Source organism: Caulobacter segnis, from assembly GCF_003243465.1.
Taxonomy (GTDB): domain Bacteria; phylum Pseudomonadota; class Alphaproteobacteria; order Caulobacterales; family Caulobacteraceae; genus Caulobacter; species Caulobacter segnis_A.
This window is the reverse complement of the sequence record NZ_QFQZ01000002.1, coordinates 75,739-92,756: the sequence shown is the minus strand read 5'-3', so window position 1 is coordinate 92,756 and position 17,018 is coordinate 75,739. Positions and strand designations below refer to the sequence as shown.

The 17,018-nt window shown below is 67.2% G+C and carries 21 protein-coding genes; 1 reads left to right on the top strand and 20 read right to left on the bottom strand.

The features are described from left to right. Positions 1 to 48: 48 nt before the first annotated feature. The 9 genes from DI526_RS01360 to DI526_RS01320 form a co-directional block, all read right to left on the bottom strand. The gene (locus DI526_RS01360; protein ID WP_304273164.1) at positions 49 to 1,191 is read right to left on the bottom strand and encodes a phage tail sheath subtilisin-like domain-containing protein; all 1,143 of its coding nucleotides are present in this window, start codon (positions 1,189 to 1,191) and stop codon (positions 49 to 51) included. A 9-nt stretch (positions 1,192 to 1,200) separates the two neighbouring features. Further along, positions 1,201 to 1,575, bottom strand: a complete 375-nt coding sequence (locus DI526_RS01355) for a GPW/gp25 family protein (RefSeq protein ID WP_304273161.1) — start codon at positions 1,573 to 1,575, stop codon at positions 1,201 to 1,203. Beyond that, positions 1,572 to 2,141: a phage baseplate assembly protein V gene (locus DI526_RS01350; RefSeq protein WP_304273159.1), complete on the bottom strand. Its 570-nt coding sequence runs from the start codon at positions 2,139 to 2,141 to the stop codon at positions 1,572 to 1,574. The genes DI526_RS01355 and DI526_RS01350 overlap by 4 nt, the downstream gene beginning before the upstream one ends. 117 nt (positions 2,142 to 2,258) lie before the next feature. Further along, entirely contained in the window at positions 2,259 to 2,756 is a 498-nt protein-coding gene (locus tag DI526_RS01345; RefSeq protein ID WP_304273156.1) for a hypothetical protein, read from the bottom strand. Between the two features lie 2 nt (positions 2,757 to 2,758). Further along, complete coding sequence (locus DI526_RS01340; protein ID WP_304273155.1) at positions 2,759 to 4,804, bottom strand: hypothetical protein; 2,046 nt, start codon at positions 4,802 to 4,804, stop codon at positions 2,759 to 2,761. Positions 4,805 to 4,806: 2 nt separating this feature from the next. Beyond that, on the bottom strand, positions 4,807 to 4,989 hold the full coding sequence (locus DI526_RS01335) for a hypothetical protein (protein WP_304273153.1): 183 nt from the start codon (positions 4,987 to 4,989) through the stop codon (positions 4,807 to 4,809). 8 nt (positions 4,990 to 4,997) lie between these two features. After that, a complete protein-coding gene (locus DI526_RS01330; protein WP_304273150.1) occupies positions 4,998 to 7,262 on the bottom strand; it encodes a hypothetical protein in 2,265 nt (754 codons plus the stop codon). A gap of 7 nt (positions 7,263 to 7,269) precedes the next feature. Continuing rightward, the gene (locus tag DI526_RS01325) at positions 7,270 to 8,493 is read right to left on the bottom strand and encodes a phage tail protein I (RefSeq protein ID WP_304273147.1); all 1,224 of its coding nucleotides are present in this window, start codon (positions 8,491 to 8,493) and stop codon (positions 7,270 to 7,272) included. Then, the gene (locus tag DI526_RS01320) at positions 8,486 to 9,433 is read right to left on the bottom strand and encodes a hypothetical protein (protein WP_304273144.1); all 948 of its coding nucleotides are present in this window, start codon (positions 9,431 to 9,433) and stop codon (positions 8,486 to 8,488) included. Before DI526_RS01320 ends, DI526_RS01325 begins: the two co-directional genes overlap by 8 nt. Before the next feature lie 320 nt (positions 9,434 to 9,753). On the opposite strand from DI526_RS01320, the gene DI526_RS01315 reads away from it, so the two are divergent. Beyond that, positions 9,754 to 10,614, top strand: a complete 861-nt coding sequence (locus DI526_RS01315; protein WP_304273141.1) for a hypothetical protein — start codon at positions 9,754 to 9,756, stop codon at positions 10,612 to 10,614. 22 nt (positions 10,615 to 10,636) lie between these two features. Here the strand turns inward: DI526_RS01315 and DI526_RS01310 are convergent, their stop codons facing one another. From DI526_RS01310 to DI526_RS01260, 11 genes are all read right to left on the bottom strand, one after another. After that, positions 10,637 to 11,329, bottom strand: a complete 693-nt coding sequence (locus DI526_RS01310) for a phage virion morphogenesis protein (RefSeq protein ID WP_304273140.1) — start codon at positions 11,327 to 11,329, stop codon at positions 10,637 to 10,639. Next, entirely contained in the window at positions 11,326 to 11,823 is a 498-nt protein-coding gene (locus DI526_RS01305) for a phage tail protein (RefSeq protein WP_304273137.1), read from the bottom strand. The genes DI526_RS01310 and DI526_RS01305 overlap by 4 nt, the downstream gene beginning before the upstream one ends. Then, the gene (locus DI526_RS01300) at positions 11,810 to 12,019 is read right to left on the bottom strand and encodes a hypothetical protein (RefSeq protein ID WP_304273135.1); all 210 of its coding nucleotides are present in this window, start codon (positions 12,017 to 12,019) and stop codon (positions 11,810 to 11,812) included. Before DI526_RS01300 ends, DI526_RS01305 begins: the two co-directional genes overlap by 14 nt. A gap of 16 nt (positions 12,020 to 12,035) precedes the next feature. After that, positions 12,036 to 12,473: a hypothetical protein gene (locus tag DI526_RS01295; RefSeq protein WP_304273132.1), complete on the bottom strand. Its 438-nt coding sequence runs from the start codon at positions 12,471 to 12,473 to the stop codon at positions 12,036 to 12,038. After that, positions 12,466 to 12,954 carry a glycoside hydrolase family protein gene (locus tag DI526_RS01290; protein WP_304273131.1) on the bottom strand — a complete coding sequence of 163 codons (489 nt, stop codon included), beginning with the start codon at positions 12,952 to 12,954 and terminating at the stop codon, positions 12,466 to 12,468. Before DI526_RS01290 ends, DI526_RS01295 begins: the two co-directional genes overlap by 8 nt. Beyond that, positions 12,951 to 13,307 (bottom strand): hypothetical protein, encoded by a 357-nt coding sequence (locus DI526_RS01285; protein WP_304273129.1) that lies wholly within the window; start codon positions 13,305 to 13,307, stop codon positions 12,951 to 12,953. Before DI526_RS01285 ends, DI526_RS01290 begins: the two co-directional genes overlap by 4 nt. A gap of 2 nt (positions 13,308 to 13,309) precedes the next feature. Further along, complete coding sequence (locus tag DI526_RS01280; protein ID WP_304273128.1) at positions 13,310 to 13,522, bottom strand: tail protein X; 213 nt, start codon at positions 13,520 to 13,522, stop codon at positions 13,310 to 13,312. Then, on the bottom strand, positions 13,522 to 14,010 hold the full coding sequence (locus tag DI526_RS01275) for a head completion/stabilization protein (RefSeq protein WP_304273126.1): 489 nt from the start codon (positions 14,008 to 14,010) through the stop codon (positions 13,522 to 13,524). The genes DI526_RS01280 and DI526_RS01275 overlap by 1 nt, the downstream gene beginning before the upstream one ends. A 168-nt stretch (positions 14,011 to 14,178) precedes the next feature. Next, positions 14,179 to 14,925, bottom strand: coding sequence for a phage terminase small subunit (gene gpM, locus DI526_RS01270; RefSeq protein WP_304273124.1), 747 nt, complete (start codon positions 14,923 to 14,925; stop codon positions 14,179 to 14,181). A gap of 2 nt (positions 14,926 to 14,927) precedes the next feature. Beyond that, a complete protein-coding gene (locus tag DI526_RS01265) occupies positions 14,928 to 15,965 on the bottom strand; it encodes a phage major capsid protein, P2 family (RefSeq protein ID WP_304273123.1) in 1,038 nt (345 codons plus the stop codon). 59 nt (positions 15,966 to 16,024) lie between these two features. Beyond that, complete coding sequence (locus DI526_RS01260) at positions 16,025 to 16,915, bottom strand: GPO family capsid scaffolding protein (RefSeq protein ID WP_304273121.1); 891 nt, start codon at positions 16,913 to 16,915, stop codon at positions 16,025 to 16,027. Between the last annotated feature and the right edge of the window lie 103 nt (positions 16,916 to 17,018).

Genomic DNA, 17,018 nt, shown 5'->3' with positions numbered 1-17,018 from the left:
AAGCAGGGGAGAGGACGGCGCGAGCGGTCACCCGCGCCGGTTTTGGCGTCAGGCGGCGACCTGAGCGGCGAAGTCGGACAGAAACTCTTCGGTGATCTCCTGCTGCAGGGTCAGGTCCTCCAGCGGCGGGGTCGGCGTGAACCGGTAGCCGATGCGCAAGCCGCCGGCCGACAGCGTTTCGGCGGTATTGCTCTCGGGCAGATAGGCCTTGCAGTCGATGAGCAGCCCGCTGGTCTTCAGGCGGCGGCCAAAGGTGTTGATCTCCTCGATGGCATCGCGCGCCATGGAGGGCGTGATCGGCCCATCGACATAGGCGGCCAGCCCGCGAGCGCAGGTGTCGGCGAGGACCTGGGCGGTGGCGACCGCGCTCTCAAACACGAAGTCCGGATCGCTAGAGCAGGTACGCGAGCCCCAGAACCGCAACGCTCCGTCGAAATTGACCAGGCAGGTCACGCCGGCGGCGTTCAGGGCTCCGACGTCGGTGCTGCTGTCCTGCAGGTCGAAGAAGAACGGGTTGGCGATCCCGGTGACGGCCGCCACCGGCACGTTGGAGATGGTTTTGTTCCAGCCGATCGTCTGGTCGATCTTCGCGCGAAGGCCCAGGGCGGTGGCGACCCCGTTGACCGTGACCGCGCCGCTATCGGCGGTGAAGTCGCCGGCGATCAACATCAGCTCGCGAGCGGAGAACTTGGCCCGATAGGTGAGGATGGAGGCGACGGTGTTCGCGCCGTTGCAGGAAGCGTAGGCGCGACCTCTCAGCTTGGCGGCCGTCAGGGCCAGCTCGGTCGTCACCGCCTCGGTGTCCAGGCCGGGCGCTCCGATGATCCGCGGCTTGTAGCCGACCAGGGCCTCGGCGACGCGGAGCTGCTTGATCATCGCAACGACAGCCTTGTCGACGGTGTCGATCGGCGCGGCGCCCTGGACGGCTCGGCCGACGATCACGAAGGTCGAAGCCTGGTTGGCGATCGCCTGCAGGCTGCCGCGCAGCGTACCGGTGGCGCCTGCGGCGGCGATGGCCGCATCGATGTTGCCGCCATTGATGACCACCAGCTGGTTGGCCGGGAACATGGCCGCGTCGGCCGCTGGACCCGTGGCCACCAAGCCGATGATGGCGGTCGCGATGGTGCGCAGCGTGCGCCCGCCGGTCTTCACCTCGAGCACGCGGACGCCGTGATTGTACTCTTCGGACATGGTCGCTCCTTAAGCCGTGGTCAGGCCCGTCGCGGTGATGCGCAGCGGGACGGAAATTTGGGTGGGTTCGGGTGTGGCGGACTGGCCAGTTTCCTGGCCCTCGAGGGCCAACACGAACTGGCCGGGCTGCTGGCCGCGCAGCAGCTCCACGCGCGTAAGCTTGAAGTCGCCGACCCAGCGCTGGAGCGCGCCGGCGATCGCGCCGTACAGCAGCAGGACGTTCGCGGGATTGACGACCATGTCGATCATCGCCGGGATCTCGGACCCGTAGTCGCGGCGCATCACGCTGGAGCCGATCGCGGTCGTCAGGACATTGGCGATGCGCTGGCGGAGATAGGCGGGGCCCGAGATCGGCTGGCCGGTGTCGCGGTCGATGCCCCTCATTGGCGGCGCGGCTTCTTGGTGAGCGCGCCGGTCTCGACGTGATCGTGATCCACCAGAGAGACGCCCGAGGCCGTCAGATCAATGTCGGACGAGATCTCGGCCGTCGCGTGCAGCTTGCCCCGAACCTCGACGTCGGCGTCGATGGCCAGGCCGCCGGGCGCCACCAGGCGCACCGCGCCCGCAACGAGCTGTACCGTGAAGTCGCCGGCGCCCGGGTCGTAGCCGATCCAGGACCCATCGGCCCAATCGATGCGGGTCTGTGCGGGATCGAGGGGGGCGGGGTAGTCGTCCGAGGCGTGGCTGGCGTGGATGGTCGCTGCGGCAATGTCGCCGTCAGGGCAGACGAGAGAGACTTCCTCGCCGTTTGCGAAGGGGGCCCAGATCCGAATGGAGCCGGCTCGGATCATCGGCATCTTGATCCAGTCGGTCTCGAAACCCTCGTCCAGCTTCACGCGGCAATGCGCGCCGGCCACTTCACACACCGTGCCGTAGCGCAGCAGGTCGCCCAGGCGGCGGTCGGTTTCAGCGGGGCTGGTCATCGCCGGCACGATGGCCAAGGCGGCCAAGCCATGCGCGCGCGCTTCGTTTACCGGGGCGCGGATCAAACCACGAAAGGCACGGTGACGATCGCGCACAATGGGGGACGCGCGATCGTCGGTCGGCGAAAGGGTCTCGACGGGGTGCTAGGCGCTCGGCGGGACGTTGGCGAGGATCCGCGCCGCCTCGGCGGCCGTCAAGACGCCGTTGGCGACGAGGACCTGGCTGACGCCGGCGATCGTCTCGGGGTGATCGAGTTCGATCAGGTCGGGCAGCATGCCGAACTTCGCGAACATCACGGCGGCCTGAACGAGGGCCGTCTTTGTCGGGTCAGCGAAGTCGGCCGGCGTCAGGCTCTTGGCTTGCGCCTCAAGCGCCAGGTAGGCGACCAGCTCGTCAGTGGTGAACAGTCGGGAAAAGTCGATCTTGGCGATCCGGAGGGGCGTTTTCGAGAGCGAGGTCGGCCGCTCAGCCTCAGGCACGATCTCCCAGGCCGAGCCTGCCCAGGCGGCGACCTGGCCCGGGGCGAGCATCGGCGGCGCGGCCGAGACGATGCGCCAGCCAGCCGGGCAGACGGCGTCGTCGGCGACTTCCGAAATTTCGCCCTGCCAGACGCCGGCGCTATCGGTCTTGGCGATGAACATGCTCAGCCTCCATAGACATAGGTGGGCGGGGTCGTCGTCACGGTGGGCAGGACGGCCATCGTCTTGGGATCGGGCGAGAGAACGACACGCGACGCCTGGCCTGACGCGCTGATCGACCAGACGGTGTTGTTGAGCTCGTCGAACACGAACCCGGCGGGATGCATGGGGGAGGGGTAGCTGAAGAATTGGTCCGCGGTCAGCGGCTTCCACGCACCGCCCGAGCGGGGCCGGTAGCTGAGGCCGGAGTTGACGTTAAGCACCAGCATGTAGTCGCCATGGGCGCCAGGCATGGAGAGGACGCCAAAGACGGCGTCGGAGGTGTTGGGCTCGAACGACGAACGGTCCGGCGAAGAGATGAACAGGGAGGCTCCGTAGGCGAAGGACCCGGAGAACATCACGCATAGCCGATCGTTGACGACGGCAAGGTCGACGCTGGTGTTCGGTCCTGACGTGACGGCGCCCAATACACCCGTCCCGGCACCCGACCAGTTAAGGCCTTCGTCGAAACTGCAAAAAACCGGGATCACGTCCTTATTGAGGGCGTTCATGGCCCAGACCCGCCCGTCCCACCAGGCGAGCTTCTTGATCGATGCGCCCGCGGCCATTCGGGTCTGGGCCGTGCCGGAGGTGTCGGCTTGATCCGACGCGAGGTTTAAGACTTGGCCTAGCGCGCCATTGACCTTGAAATCCGCAAACAGCCACTTGGCGCTCGGGGGAACATAGCAGACCGCCTTGGACGTGGTCTGATCCCAGAAGCTTGAGGGGAAGAACGCCCTTTTGGCCGTGCAGGTAGTGGCGGAAAGGACCACCAAGGTGTTGCCGAAGGCGAAGGCACCTTGCGTGGGTGAAAACTCGATCTGCCGCGCGCCCAGGGCCACGGCGTGATCGGCCGAATAGCCTAGAGCTTGGCCCGCCGTCACGTCGTGCTCTTCGAGGACCTTGCTCCACGGCCCCAGGAGCATGTTGGCGGTCCGATAGACCTGAAGGGCGTGCGTCCCTCCAGTCTCCGAACGCCAGAAGACGGCCCAGTAGAAGCCAAGGCCTTTGGCCAGGCCGATGCAGACAGCGCCGGGGAGCAAGGTGTCGAGCCCGGGCAGCGCCGACCAGTTCAGGCTGCTCGTGGCGGCGGCCAAACCTGCGTCAACGCTGTGGACCTGGGCGAGTTTGGGATAGCTCGCGTTGAGGATGGCGCCCCCCTGGAGCGGGAGCCAGGGCGCGGGCGGGGCGATGTCGAACTGCGCCCTCATGCCGGGAGGCGCGCTCGAGCGTGCGTTGTTGGCGATCGCGCGCCAGCGGGCAGAGGCGGCGACGTAGCGCAGCATCAGCGACTGGCCCGGGCGAAGGACATGGTCTTCGCCCAGGGCGAAGCGATTGCCCGAGGCCGAGGCCGGGGCCTCGGTCGCCAGGGTCACGTCGAAAGTGCCGACGTTGTCGAGGATCTTGAGCTCGCCCGAGCGGCCGGCCGCCAGGCCTGAGATCGTGACGCGTTTGGACGAGGCGATCCGGACGGTGGTCGCGTGACGCAGGTTGTCGGGGTTCCAGTTGGCCTGATCGCCGTCGAGAATCGGTGGCGTGATCTCCGTGACCAAGGCGACCGTTCCGCTGAGATCCGCGTCGGCCTTGGGCGCCAGCGCAGCGATCGCGTCGGTGATCGTGGTCGATACCGTCTGCTGCAGGGTCGCGATCGCGGCGGCCGTCTCGCCAATGCGCGCCCGCTGCTCCGGGGTCACGAACACCCGCGTCGCGTTTTCGACGATGCTGGCGGCCGGCACCGCGCCCTGGAGCAGCTGCTCGATCTGCTCGGTCACGCCGGCGAGGTTCTCCTGGACCTCGGCGACGTCGGCCTGAACCTGGGCGATGAGAGGCGCAACGGTGTCGTTGATACGGGCCAGGCCAACCGCCTGCAGGTCCGAGATCGCGCTGGCCAGCTTCGCGCGGATGGCTTCGACGCCACGGATCCGCGTGTCGATGTCGCCCAGGAGGCTGTTCAGATATTCAGGCGTCAGGACGGTGTCGTCGGTGACCTTGTAGAGGTTGGCCTGGCCCATGATCAGCCGATCTTCTCGAAGCTCGCGACGCTTTCATGGACCGCCTGAAGGAGGCGGCCGCGCATCTCGTAGGGCTCCTCGCGCGGGGCGAGGGTCTGGTGGGGCAGCACGGCGCGTTCGCGCAGGACGACGGCGTAATAGGCGTCGGCCTCGACAACCGGCTCGGTTTGGGTCTTGCGGGTCATGGAGCCTCCTAGAGCGCCTGGTCGATGGCTTCGGTGATCGTGAAGGTGTTGCGGCCGTCGGCGGTCGTCCCCAGCAGCTGGGTGCGATAGCTCGAGGTCGGCGATGCGATGTTGAAGGTCCAGGTCCGCTTGATGCCGCCCGGGTCGGCTCCGATCGCGGGGACCACCTCGTCGGTGACCAGGTCGTGCAACTCGGTCACGCCGCCGATCAGGATCTTCGCGACGCAGGTATGGTTGGCAGGGGCCGCCGCGTTGAAGCCGCGGAGATAGGCCGTGTACTTGATCGTGCTGGTCGTGGCCCGGGCCAGCACCTTGCTCGTGTGGTTCAAGGCCGTCGATCGGCGGAAGGCCCTGACGATGCTGTCCGAAAGCTTGATGCCGGGCATCATGTCGGGAGAGCCGACAAAGGTCAGGCGGGCGTTTAGAGCGGCGGGCAGGCTGGCCAGGCCAGAGGCGGTGTCGTCGCCGCCGACCTGATACCAAGTCGACAGGCCCTGCGGCTGGATCTCGAGCACCAGGTCCGTGCCGGCTTCGCGGACGGCTTCATAGAGAAGGTCGAGATCGGAGATCCCGCCGGCGAGCTGGATCGGCTGCAGCTGCACGACCACGCGGGAGGCTCTGAAGCGGGCGAACTTCACGACCATCAGCAGGTCCTTGTCGCCGGCGGCCGAGAAGAAAGCGCCATCGGTGCTCGAGAAGAGCTGGCCGGCCGCGTAGCGGTTCTTGTCCGCTACGGCCATTCGGTGCGCGCCCTGGCTGACGAACACCCAGGCGTAACGCTTGCCCGGCGAAAGAACAGTCGGCGGAACGCCGAAGCTGGTGGCCGCGGGGTAACGCTTGAGGTCGGCGGCGGCCTTAGTGACCTTGGCGACGCCCCGCGCCATGTTGGGCATGCCGGCGACATCGCATTCGACCAGGTGGGCGTGGACGTCGCCCGTCGCCGCCAGGTCGGTGAAGAAGACATCGACGCCGAGCGTGTAGCCGGCTTGGGCGTTCAGGTACGACTGGCCAAGGGTGGATCCTTGCACCGTCGAACTGGTCGTGACCGCATCCCAATAGGGCTCGCTTTCCGTGATCGTCGTCGACTTCGGGCGAAGGGCGATCATCGCCTGGCCGCCGCCGCTGTACCACTCAGCGTCGACCTGCAGGGTCTCACCGTCCCGGGCGTAGGTCTTGGCCAGGCGGTCGTAGCTGGGGTCGTTGAGGTTGACGACGACGTTGGACGTTTCGCCGTAGACCACGCGTTCGCGGGTCCGCGTCAACTGCACCATCTCGACGGTCTGACTCTGGTAGTTGGCCAGGGCCAGGTCGCCGGCATAGCCGTCGATCGTCACGCGGGCCTCGACGTCGTACGCCGGCAGGCAGAAGCCATTGTCGACGCGCACGGCGGGGTCGTTGGGATTGAAGAGTTGCAGGGCCGCCGAGCTGGAGGCCGCGGTCGGGAAGCGCAGACCGCCGAAGATGCTGGCGGCGTATCCCGCGTAGGTCTTGTCGCTGCCCGTCTCGTCCAGGAAAAGATTGGCCCCGACGGCGACCGCGCTCGAGGAAATGCCGGCGCGGGCCCGCAGGCGCGCGACATCGACCTGCAGAGCTTGGACGTCGCCCGAGCTGGCCAGCAGGCGTTGTTTCTCGGCCAGCGCCGACATGTCGGAACGCAGGGTGACAAACAGGCCTTCGAACACGGCCAGCAGGCGCTTGTGGTCATCCACGGCCGCGGCGATGTCGGCGAGGTTGGCCAGGGCGTTCTCGGCGACCATCTCGACCGCTTCGACGCCCAGCTGCGAAAGCGTGATGGTGGCGACGTGGATTTGTGAGGCGTCGATCGCCGGCAACTGCGGATCCGCGCTCTCCGCCCCCAGCAGGAACGCGATCTGGGCCGAACGCGCGCGGCGCATGGCGACGTCGTCGGCCTCCACCTGGTTGGTCACAGCATTGACGCGGAACTTGCGCTGCTCGACTCCGGTATCCTCGGTCACGCCATAGGTCACGACGGCGACCTTGCGTTTCGCGTTCTGCGGAAGCTGGCCGATGAAGTCGCGCGTGGTGTCGGCTTGGCGCGCATAGACCGCGCCACTGCCGGCGAAGCACCGGCCCGCGGCGATCGTCACCGTCGAGGTTCCGGACTTGGCGGCTTGGAAACCGTCATAGACCGTCCGGCCGACCAGGGCGGCGGCGACGATTGCGTCGAGCGAGGCCTGGGTATAGGCCTGGATGTTGATGAAGTCCTCGGACAGCAGCTGCTGACGTTCGCGGAAGATGACCTGGGTTTCCATGGGGTCCTCAGAAGTCGGCGACCAGTTGGCCGAGCCGGAAGGGTAGGGTGGGGCGGTCGCCGAGACGGGCGGGTCGGTGGGCCGCGAACCTGACCAGGACGGTGTCCCGGTCGGCGGCGGCCGATTGGATCGCTTCGAGCACCAGGTCGGTCTGGCTGCTGTCGTGCGGTTCGCAGAATTCGAGGTCGAAGCCGCCGACGATCGCCGTGGCCTCCGCCAGCGCGTCGGGCACGACCACGTCCAGGAGCAGGGTGAAGGCCGCGTCGCCGACGAGCGCCGGATCATCAAGGAAGGTATCGCCGGGCATGGAGCCGCCGGCGGCCCGGGCGGGATCGGCCAGCCGCCAACGGTCGAACACCAGGACGGCCGGATCCATGCCGGGTTCAGCGAAGACGGCGTCGAAGTAGTCACTGAGACCATAGGCGCCGCCCGCGTCGGCGCCGACGGCGCGCACACGCTCGGGCGCGGTGTCGAGGAACTGGCTCGAGACTGATCGGCCGATCGTCTGGCCAGCCGTTGTATCGAGGGTGACCGTCAGCGCCGGCAGCGGATCGGAGGCGATCGGGAAGTCGTCGGCCCAGGCCATGTCGCCATATGCGCCGCGAGGATCCTCGTCGACGGCCACATAGCGCTCCACGATCGTCTCGACGCCGTCGACCAGGACGAGGTCCTCGCGGCGTGTCATGCGGATCTCGACGCCGTCGCGGAACAGCACGCCGTCGCGCGTCAGCAGGCGGGTCGCGGGCGCATCAGGCGCGAACGCGCCCAGTTCGTCGCCGGCGCAGGCCTCGCCCGTGTAGGCGTCGTCCGGATCTTCCGACCAGGGCGTGTGCGTGAACAGCCGGAATTCAGGAAACCGGGCGATCCAAGCCGCGCGATCGTCGGCGCTGGCCGCTTCGGCGAACAGGCCCTGGCCGGGCGCGGTGATGCGGCGTAGCTCGCCGCCGGCGACCTCGATGTAGGCGCGCAACCCGGCGCGGGTGCCTTTTTGCCTGTGCATCTCGACCGACCGTGCGATGACCGCACGCTTCTTGGTCTCGCTCCAGGTTTCGCTCCAGACGTCGACCGAGCAATCGAACGCCAGGTCCGACAACAGGTGGGGGGCGCAGCGCCACGGATCATGGAAGTCCGGAATCAGATGGACCGGCAGCGACCAGGCCGGCGCGGAAGCGGCTTCGACGGCGCGCATCCACGGCGTGGCGTTGGCGAGCAGGCTCTCGACGTCAGCCATTGACCACCAGGCTCTGGACGTCGATCGCGGTGCAAACCGCCAGGTCGCCTTCGCTGGCGAGGATCGGCGCGGTCGGCGACAGCAGCTGGACGTTCTCTGCGGCGGGGACCTGGCCGGCGGCGATGATTGCGGCCAGCGGCACATCCCGGCCGGGCGATCGGCGCGCGTCGGCCATGGCGGCGCATCCCTCGGCCGACAACGTCCGGAGCGCGGCGGGATCCGGACCGCGCAGGTGTTCGGTCACCAGCGAGATCTGGTAGGGCAGGATCCTGGGCGGCCGAACGCTGATCACATCGCTGGCGGCCGCGACGTCGTCACGGTTGGCCAGGATCCGCACCGCCTCGAGCACGTCATCCGACGGCGTTCCGTCCGCGTCTGAGGCCGGCCGCAGGCGCTTGATCGGCACGGCCGGGTCGGAGGCGTCGACCCATCCGCTGGCCACGCTGACGATCGGCGCGATGCGGATAATCGGCTGGCGCGGATCGGTGCGATCGACCCAGACGCCGGCGTCGGCCACATCGGGATGCGCGGTGAGAGCGGCCAGAAGATAGCCGGCCAGCTTGCCCGCGCCCCAGGACTCCGGAATGAGCAGGCAGCGCCAACGGAACCGCTCGTCGCTTTCGCCGTCCATGCGAAGCAGCGGCAACCGCAGGGCGCAGTTGTCGAGGTCTGTTCCGACCGCCCAGGCCAACATCGTGGCCAAGACGCCGGCGTTCACCTGGGCCAAGCCAAGCAGCTCGCGATAGGCGTCGACCTGTTGCAGGGCCATGGCCGGCTCGGAGTCGATGCGAGCGGCGTCGAACGGAATGTCGCGGGCCGCCAGCTCCGCCTTGAGGCGAACGCGCCGCCGCTCCAGCAATGTCTCATAGTCGAGCGACCGCACCGCCCGGGGCTTGGGCATGCGGGACAGGTCAAGTCCTTCGGCGACATAACGCGGCATGCCGGCATGTCGCTGTGCGGGCGGATCGCGCGCGAGCGCGGCTTGTTTGGTAGGGGCTGCATCAAACCAAGGAGCGGGGGCGTTTCATTTCAGGGCCCCGGCCCCAATTTTAGGATTTTATGCAACCTGTTGGGGCAACGGTTCTCGTGCGTTAGGATCGGTCAACGCCGGCGGAGATTTCACGATGAAGGATCGAGATAAGGCCGACCGGGGCTTAGGCGAACTATTTCGTGCTACCAAAGAGGGAATCGCGCGAAAGGTAATCGCTGAAAGGGAAGCGGCCGCGACGAAGATTGAGGAAACGCGCCGCGAAATTGACAATGGCGGCCGACCTAGAGCAAACCGATTCCGTCTTTGACTTTCTTTACGTCGATCATCGCCGGCTGAGCATCCTGCTAACACAGTTCGGCGTCGACGGGGTTCTTACCGAGCTGGTTCGCGGATCAGAAGATGCGGCGGAGACAGGGGGCGGCGTTTCATTAGCTGTCGGTAAGGCGGACCATAAGCGTAGCGGAAAGACGAGCCTCGCGAGAAAATTCGATCCTCGTTGGCTGTTGCCGTTGAACTTCTTGGACACCGCTCAGGGCTGGTTGTGTCCCGACGTGATCGATGCGCGTGTCGGCCAGCTTGTGCTGTTGAAGGTCGGCGTTGGTGTGATCGATGTAGGCTTCATGAAGAGGCTATGGGAGATTCCCTTTGTCCAGCAGTCTATCGCTGCGACGATCCCGCAGGAAAACCTAGCGGACCTACCCGTGAATAGAGCAGCGCGGCGGCGGGACAAGAGCGGCCCTAAAGGGACTGATACCTCTCCGCTGACGGACTTCGTGGGCTCTTTAATGGGCATGATGCCCCACGCGGTTCAGGCGACATTCGTGACCGAGAAAGGCGAGGTTCTCTGGGGCACCCTTGACGAAGAGCATCTCACCGGTTCAGCGACCGATATCATGCTCAAGCACGGTCATACCCTAGCTGGTGAATGGCATCTCGTCGGCATTCTGGACGCGATGCCGAAAGGTTCCAGCTTCGAAGAACTTAGGAATCGGGTGGAGATCGAACAGTCTGGGAGCCAGCTTTTCGGGATTCTCCAGCACTTTGGTCCGATGCTAGAGCTGGGTTACTCGCGGCCGCCCCACGCCTATGGGGTTACTCCGCTGATCGTCATGAGGGCCATCGCTCCATGATCTTGCAGGGCACCGAGGACCGCTACCTACCGTCGTCGAGGTGGTCTAGCGTCAGCTGAATCATGGCCTCGCGATCCTCAGCGCTGAAGCCAAGCAACTGACGCTGGGGATAGCGAACCTCGGGCCCGCCAGGCCGAACCTTGTCCTTGAGGCCAAACTGGCTAACCCGAGCGATCCGCTCGGCCCGGCTGGTGAACTCGACCCACGCCTCGGTCGGCGAGCCGCCCGCCTTCAGATGGCGGTTGGTCCGCATCTTCACGAACATGGCCTCGACCCGCTTGCGGATCTGGCCGCCGCGGCCGCGCAGGTCGGCTTCCATCTTGCCCGGGTCGGCGGCGCCTTCTGCGGGGAGGTGCCGCACAATCCGGCCGCGGAGAAAGGTCCTGATCGCGCCGCGCTCGCGATCGTAGCCGATGATCTGCGCACCGTCCCGGCGCCAGCTGCGGAGATCTGCGACCCGAGGCTCATCGGCGCCAGGCTTCCTGTACAGGAATCGGATCGGCCGGTTGGCTTTTCGGTCACGCGCCTGATTTTTCCGGGCTGGCCACGGCTCGCCGTCCGGGCCCGCCTGGGCGCGCATCCTCGCAGCCTGGGAGGCGCGAAGCGCGTGCGCCATCTTGCGGGCGAGAGCCGATCGCGCGGCCGGCTCCATTTGGGCGACGACGGCGCCCAGCGTGGACTCGAGCTTGCGCAGCTCCTCGTCGATGTCCTTCACGGCGAAGGCAGTTCGGCGATCAGGTCTTCGCCGAGGTAGAGTTGGCGCAGGTGCGCGTCCGTCTTGAAGCCGCCCAGGTGCTCCCAGCCCGGATCCGGATCCGGCTCGTCGCGCTCAAGCACCTGGATCTTGCCGCCAGGCTGTTCGATGATCGAGATGAGCTGGGACAGTTCGATCTTGAAGGCGACATCGCACGTGTTGCGATCTAGCATCTCGATATTGAAGGGAAAGCCTTTCTCCGCTTGCGGTGAACGCAGAAGGCCTGGCTCGTTTCGGGCGCACCATGTGAGCAGCGCCATATCGAGCGCGAGCAGCTGGCTCTTTGGCAGTTCGGTGATGACGACGGAGACGATCGCGATCTTCAGGTGCGACAGCGCGCCGTTGATCGGCTTGAGATGACCCTCGTCCAGGAAGACGAACAGGTTCTCACCCTTGTCCTTCAGGCCCGGGATCGCTTTGGCGAGATACGCCTCGAGGAGGTCAGCCTTCTTCACGCGCGCACGTCCCGGGCACGGTGTGGTCGATCAGCCGGGTGAGCTGGCTGGCGGTCGCGGCGTAGGCCTTGGCCAGGCGGATGGCGGACGCGCGGACCGCCGGCGGCAGGATTGCCACCTCGTCGGTGGGGAAACCCTCCGGCGCGATCGGGCAGGCGATCAGGTCCGCCGGCGGCGGCGGTGCGCCCACCTTCACCGCGACGACGGGCGGCTTAGCGCTCGGCCTTGTCGCGCAGGCCGCCAGCCCGATTGAGAGCGTCGAACCAAGCACGGCCCACGCGATCGTCCTCGACAGCCGCATCGACGGCCTCCATGTGCTGGGCGGCCGCCCGGGCCGCGTCGGCGGCCTGGCGGGCCTGTTCGGCCGCCTTGGTGTTGCGGGTGGTCGCGTCGGCCATGGCGCCCGCCAGGATCTCGGCCGAGGCGGCGTTCGTCTCGACCTTGAACCTGGCGAGCTCGGCGATGGCCTTTCTGCAGGTGACGCCTGCGGTTTCCTTCGCCGGGGCGTAATCGGATTGCGCGGTCGCGCAGATTTGTTGCGCGTCGGCGGCGAGCTTGTCGCGCTCGGCATAGCCGTGGCGACCCCAGGCCACGAGAGCGAGGACCGACCCGCCCGCGACCAGGCCGATCAGGATCTGGCGCTCAAGCATAGTCGAGACCGGTCAACATCATCCGCACCAGGCGCGCGCCGCGCTGCCCGGGCTCACCGCCCACCTGCCTATACCAGGCGGATTTGCGCATCCCGACCGCCGCGGCGTCGAAATCCCGCCGTGAGACGGCCGCCAGTGTGTTCTTGAACTGAGCGAGCGTGGCGTGGCCCATGTTGAAGGCCATGTCCTCGAGGACCTTGCGACGCACCGGATCGATGGTGCGCCAGTTGGGAACCAGAACGTCCAGAGTCGCGCGCGCCTCGGCTAGGTCGTACGCCAAGAGGCCGAGCGCCTGGGCGCGGCTGACGCCGGCGGCGATCACGGATGTTTTTGTCAGGCCCAGCTTGACGGTCTCGGCCGGTCGAATGCCGACGTCGTCCAGGTTCCGACCGATGCCGATGGTCAGCTTGCCGGCGGGGCAGCGGTAGGGACGGGAACGGAAGCCCTCGTGCAGCTCGAGCTGCTCCTCGATCGTCTTCATGCCTTGCCTCCAAAGGTGCGGATCCGCTCGGCCAGCGCCTGGCCCAGCTGGGCGACGACGTCGGGAATGCGCGCGAAGCTGTCGGCCACGGCCTTGACCAGTGAGGGCGTGGCGCGAAACGCGACCAGGCCGACGACGAACGACAGGCCGCCGGCGACGGCCGCCGACAGGTGCAGCCAATCCTGCAGGGCCCAGCACACGAAGGAGGCGGTGAAGCCGCCCGCTAGGGTCGCGGCGATCTGCTGTCGCCAGGTCAGGCCGGGCATGTAGGCCAGGGACACGATCGCGCCCAGGAAGCCGCTGACCAGAATGAAGCCGAAGTCGTGAACAACGGCGGCGAGATCTTGCTTCACGGTCAGCTCCAGAGGTCGATGAGGTCGGCGATCGGCGCGGCCTGCGCCTCATCCGTGATGATGATCGCCATGCCTTCCGGCAGGCGGGTGAAGGCGGCGGCGCCCGGGTTGGCCGCCAGCACGTCCTCGACGACGCCCTCGGTGCGGCCGATGGCCCGGTGAACGACGGCGTCGAGGGTCTCGCCGGCGCGGGCGTGAACGACCAGCGTGGCCATCACAGCTGCTCGATGGTTATGCGCGGACGGGCGACCAGGTCGGAGATGGCGTTGCGCGCGTTGCGCATGTGGGAGCCGACGACGATGTCGACGCCCTCGGCCCGGCGCTCGCCGGCGTCCGTGGCGGCGTTGTCCCGGTATTTCTCGTCAAGGTCGGCCTTGGCCAGGCTGTAGACGGCCCGACGATACAGGAACTCCAGGCGGTGCTGGCCGCCGAACTCGCTGGCGGGCACGTCGCCCAGGGTGTTGTAGCCCTCCGTCAGCCAAGCGGCCTTGCGCGCCTGCAGGTCGGGGTTGCGGTCCAGGACCAGCATCGCGTCGATCAAGGCGTCATTGATACGCTCGGGCGTGACCTGGCTGACCACGCGCATGGCCGCCTGGAACTTGGCCGGCTCGATCGCCGGGAAAAAGGGGTCGCCGGTGAGAACGATGCTCTCGCCGGTAGGGGGCGCTGGGGTGGCCGGATCGGGCAGGGTGAAGGTGGTCATCGAGTGTCCCGTCGTTGGCGCCCCAGCGCCTTGGCATTCGCTCCTCCGAGGCGGGGGTGAGGGTTCGGATCGGGCGGACCTCTTGGGAGAGAAGGGCCGTCCAGTCCGCTCCCGCCCCCGGACGCGGGGGAGCGACGTCGTGGCGGCTCAAGCGAGAGCCGCGGTCTCTTAGCCGGCCTGGTCGGCCGGCTTGTTCAGGTCCTTCTCGAGACGCTTGATGTCGGTCTTCACGCCGCTGGCGGCATGCAGATCGTTGGCGCGTCGCAGCTCGAGCAGCGCCCGTTCCTTGAAGATCCGGGCGGCACCCGGAACACCGCTGGCGGCGCAGGCGGCCTCGTCGGCCGACACCCGCAGGGCCTCGAGACCCAGCGCCTTGTGGACCTTGGCCTTGACCTCGTCGGGCATGTCGTGGCCGTCGACCATCTCGGCCACCAGCGGCAGGGCCGGCGGCGCGGCTTCGCCGGCGGCGAGCAGCTTGATCGACGCTTCGGCCACGTCCTCGGCGAGGTAGCAGGCGACGCCGCGTTTGAACGGCTCGGGCATGGCCAGGCCGTAGCGCAGGGCGTACTGGGCGAGCGGCAGGGCGCCGTCGAAGTCGCCGACGTCGATGCGCCACATCATGATCGTGACGAAGACGTCGTCCTGGACGCCGCGCGCGGCGTCGACGGCGGCGTCCAGGCGGCCCTGAACCCAGCCGGCGTATTCCGGCAGCAGCTCGCGCTTAAGCTCGATCCGCTTCTCGATCGACTGCAGCGCCTTAAGCTTCACCTGGTCGGTGCGCAGCTTCAGCAGCATCAGGTCGTACTCGGGCGCGGCCGGCGCGGCCGGCGCGGTCGACGACGTGGCGGCCTTGGCGAAGTCCAGGCGGGCGAGCACCCGCTGGCGATGTTGGGCGGCGAGGCTGAACCTGGTCATGATCACTCGTCGTCCACGAACTCGATGTTCTCGATCAGGAAGCCGCGCTCGTAGTCCTCGACCACGAAATCGTCGTTGGACGACTCGTAGGTTTCCACGCGGTCGCGCTTGGCGTTGTCGACCACGGTGCGGCGGCGCGAGCCCTCCTGCTCGTAGATCGACAGGTTGTTCGGCACGTTCACGAAGATCGCGTTTTCCGGGAAGTAGGGGACCTGAGCGGCTTGTTTGCCGCCCACCCGTCGTGCGCTGAGGATCAGGTCGGCGGCATTGGTCTCGGACGGCGGCAGATCGTTGTTGATCAGCGGGAAGAAGATCTCGTGCTCGATATCGCTGCCCAGGATGGCCAGCGAACCCGGCTCGCGCCGCGTCCACGAGGGCAGCAGCTGGTTGGTGGCGTCGACGATCAGAGCATGGACGTTCTTGTAGTCGCAGTCGGCGCCCTTGCCGATCCGGATGGTGTTGCCATAGCGGCCGCTGCCCATGACATAGAGCCCGCCCCGGTACTGACGGTATTTTTCCAGCCAACCGATGTTGACGTCCTGCAGCAGGGGGTTGGCTTGGCGATCGGTGTTGGCGGCCGCCGAGGTGCCGTTGAAGCCGATCATCAGGCGATCGAGGGCCTGGCGGCGCAGGCGCTGGGCCGTGATGCGGGCCTCGAAGTCCGGGAACTTGGCCCAGGTGTCGAGTATGGCGTAGCTGATGGCCGTGTCGCTGTCGGTCTTGCGGCACTCATAGCCGTTCAGGTCCTCGACATCGTGCGTTTCGCGCGCGCTACGGTCGGTCGTCTTGGTGTTGGTGCGGCTGGCGATCGGGCCCTGGTCGCCCAGGCCAAGCTTCTGTCCCTTCATTTCGGGGACGAGCACGACGTTCGTCTGCGCCAGGAAGGCGGACGACTCCTGCTGCTTGTCGGCGATCTTCTGCTGGACGGACGGCTCGATCGAGAACGCCTTCTCGCGGCGGACGGTGTCGGCGTCGGCGCCGTTCAGCTCGGCCTGGTGGTCGAGGTAGGCGTTGAACAGCTCGCGGGTTTCGGTGCGCATCGGGTGAGGGGGCTTTCAGCTGGGGTGCGGGTGTGCGGTGCGGGTGAGGCGCCGGGCGATCAGCAGTCGGCGCGGACCCGGCCGTCGCCGCCGGTCGCCGGCGCGCGTTCGCGGAAGCCGTTTCTGGGCTGCTGCTCGAGGTCGCCCTTCAGCTTGGTGAAGTCGGCCTGCAGGGCGGCGAACTGGTCGGTGATCGCCTTGCTCTGCTTGGCGAACTCCTGGCCGATTTCGGCCAGGCCCTCGGTCACGGACCGGGAGAAGTCGGCCGGATCGAACTCGCCGGCGGCCGGTTGGTTCGCCGGCGCGGCCGGCACGGCCGGCTTGCCGCCGATCGAGGCCAGGATCTTCTCGCCGATCGCGGCGAAGACCTTCATGACCTTGCCCTCGGCGTCGTCGCCGGCGGCCTCGTCCTCGAATTCGATGGTGGTCTCTTCGGCGGCGCTGAAAACGTTGGCCGCGTTCTGCTTGCGGCTGTCGAACATCGCCTTGATCGCAGCGGCGTGCGGATCGTTGGAGGCGCTGAAGACCAGCATCTCGGTGCCGAGGCTCGCCGGGCTGTCGGTCACGGCCAGGCCGACCAGGCCGGCCTTGCCGGTGTCGCCAAAGTTCGGCGCGACCTCGATCGAGGTGTAGACCTTTTGCTTGGCCTTGGTCATCGCGACCAGATCGTCGGTCGGGTCGAGCTGAGCGTAGAGCGCCAGGCGCTTCTCCGTCTTGCCGCCGATCGACAGCTGGACGGTGTCCATCTTCACGGCCAGGACGTCGCCATAGGCCTTGAAGTCGCTGGTCGGCGTGTAGCCGCGGATGTGCTCCAGATTAACCCGGGCGCCGTAGGTCTCCGGGTTGTAGGTCTGGACGATGTCCTTGATCCACGAAGCCTCGATCTTGCGGCCGTCGGTGGCGGTAGCGCCTTCGACGGCGACGCGGAAGAACTTCGACTTGGCGGCCATGACGGCTCCCCGGCTGTTGGCGTTATCGGCCCCTTCATGGGCCGCTGATCAGTCGCCGTAGACCGCCACCCGAGGGGGCTTCGGCTCAACCGAAGCTCGTTTG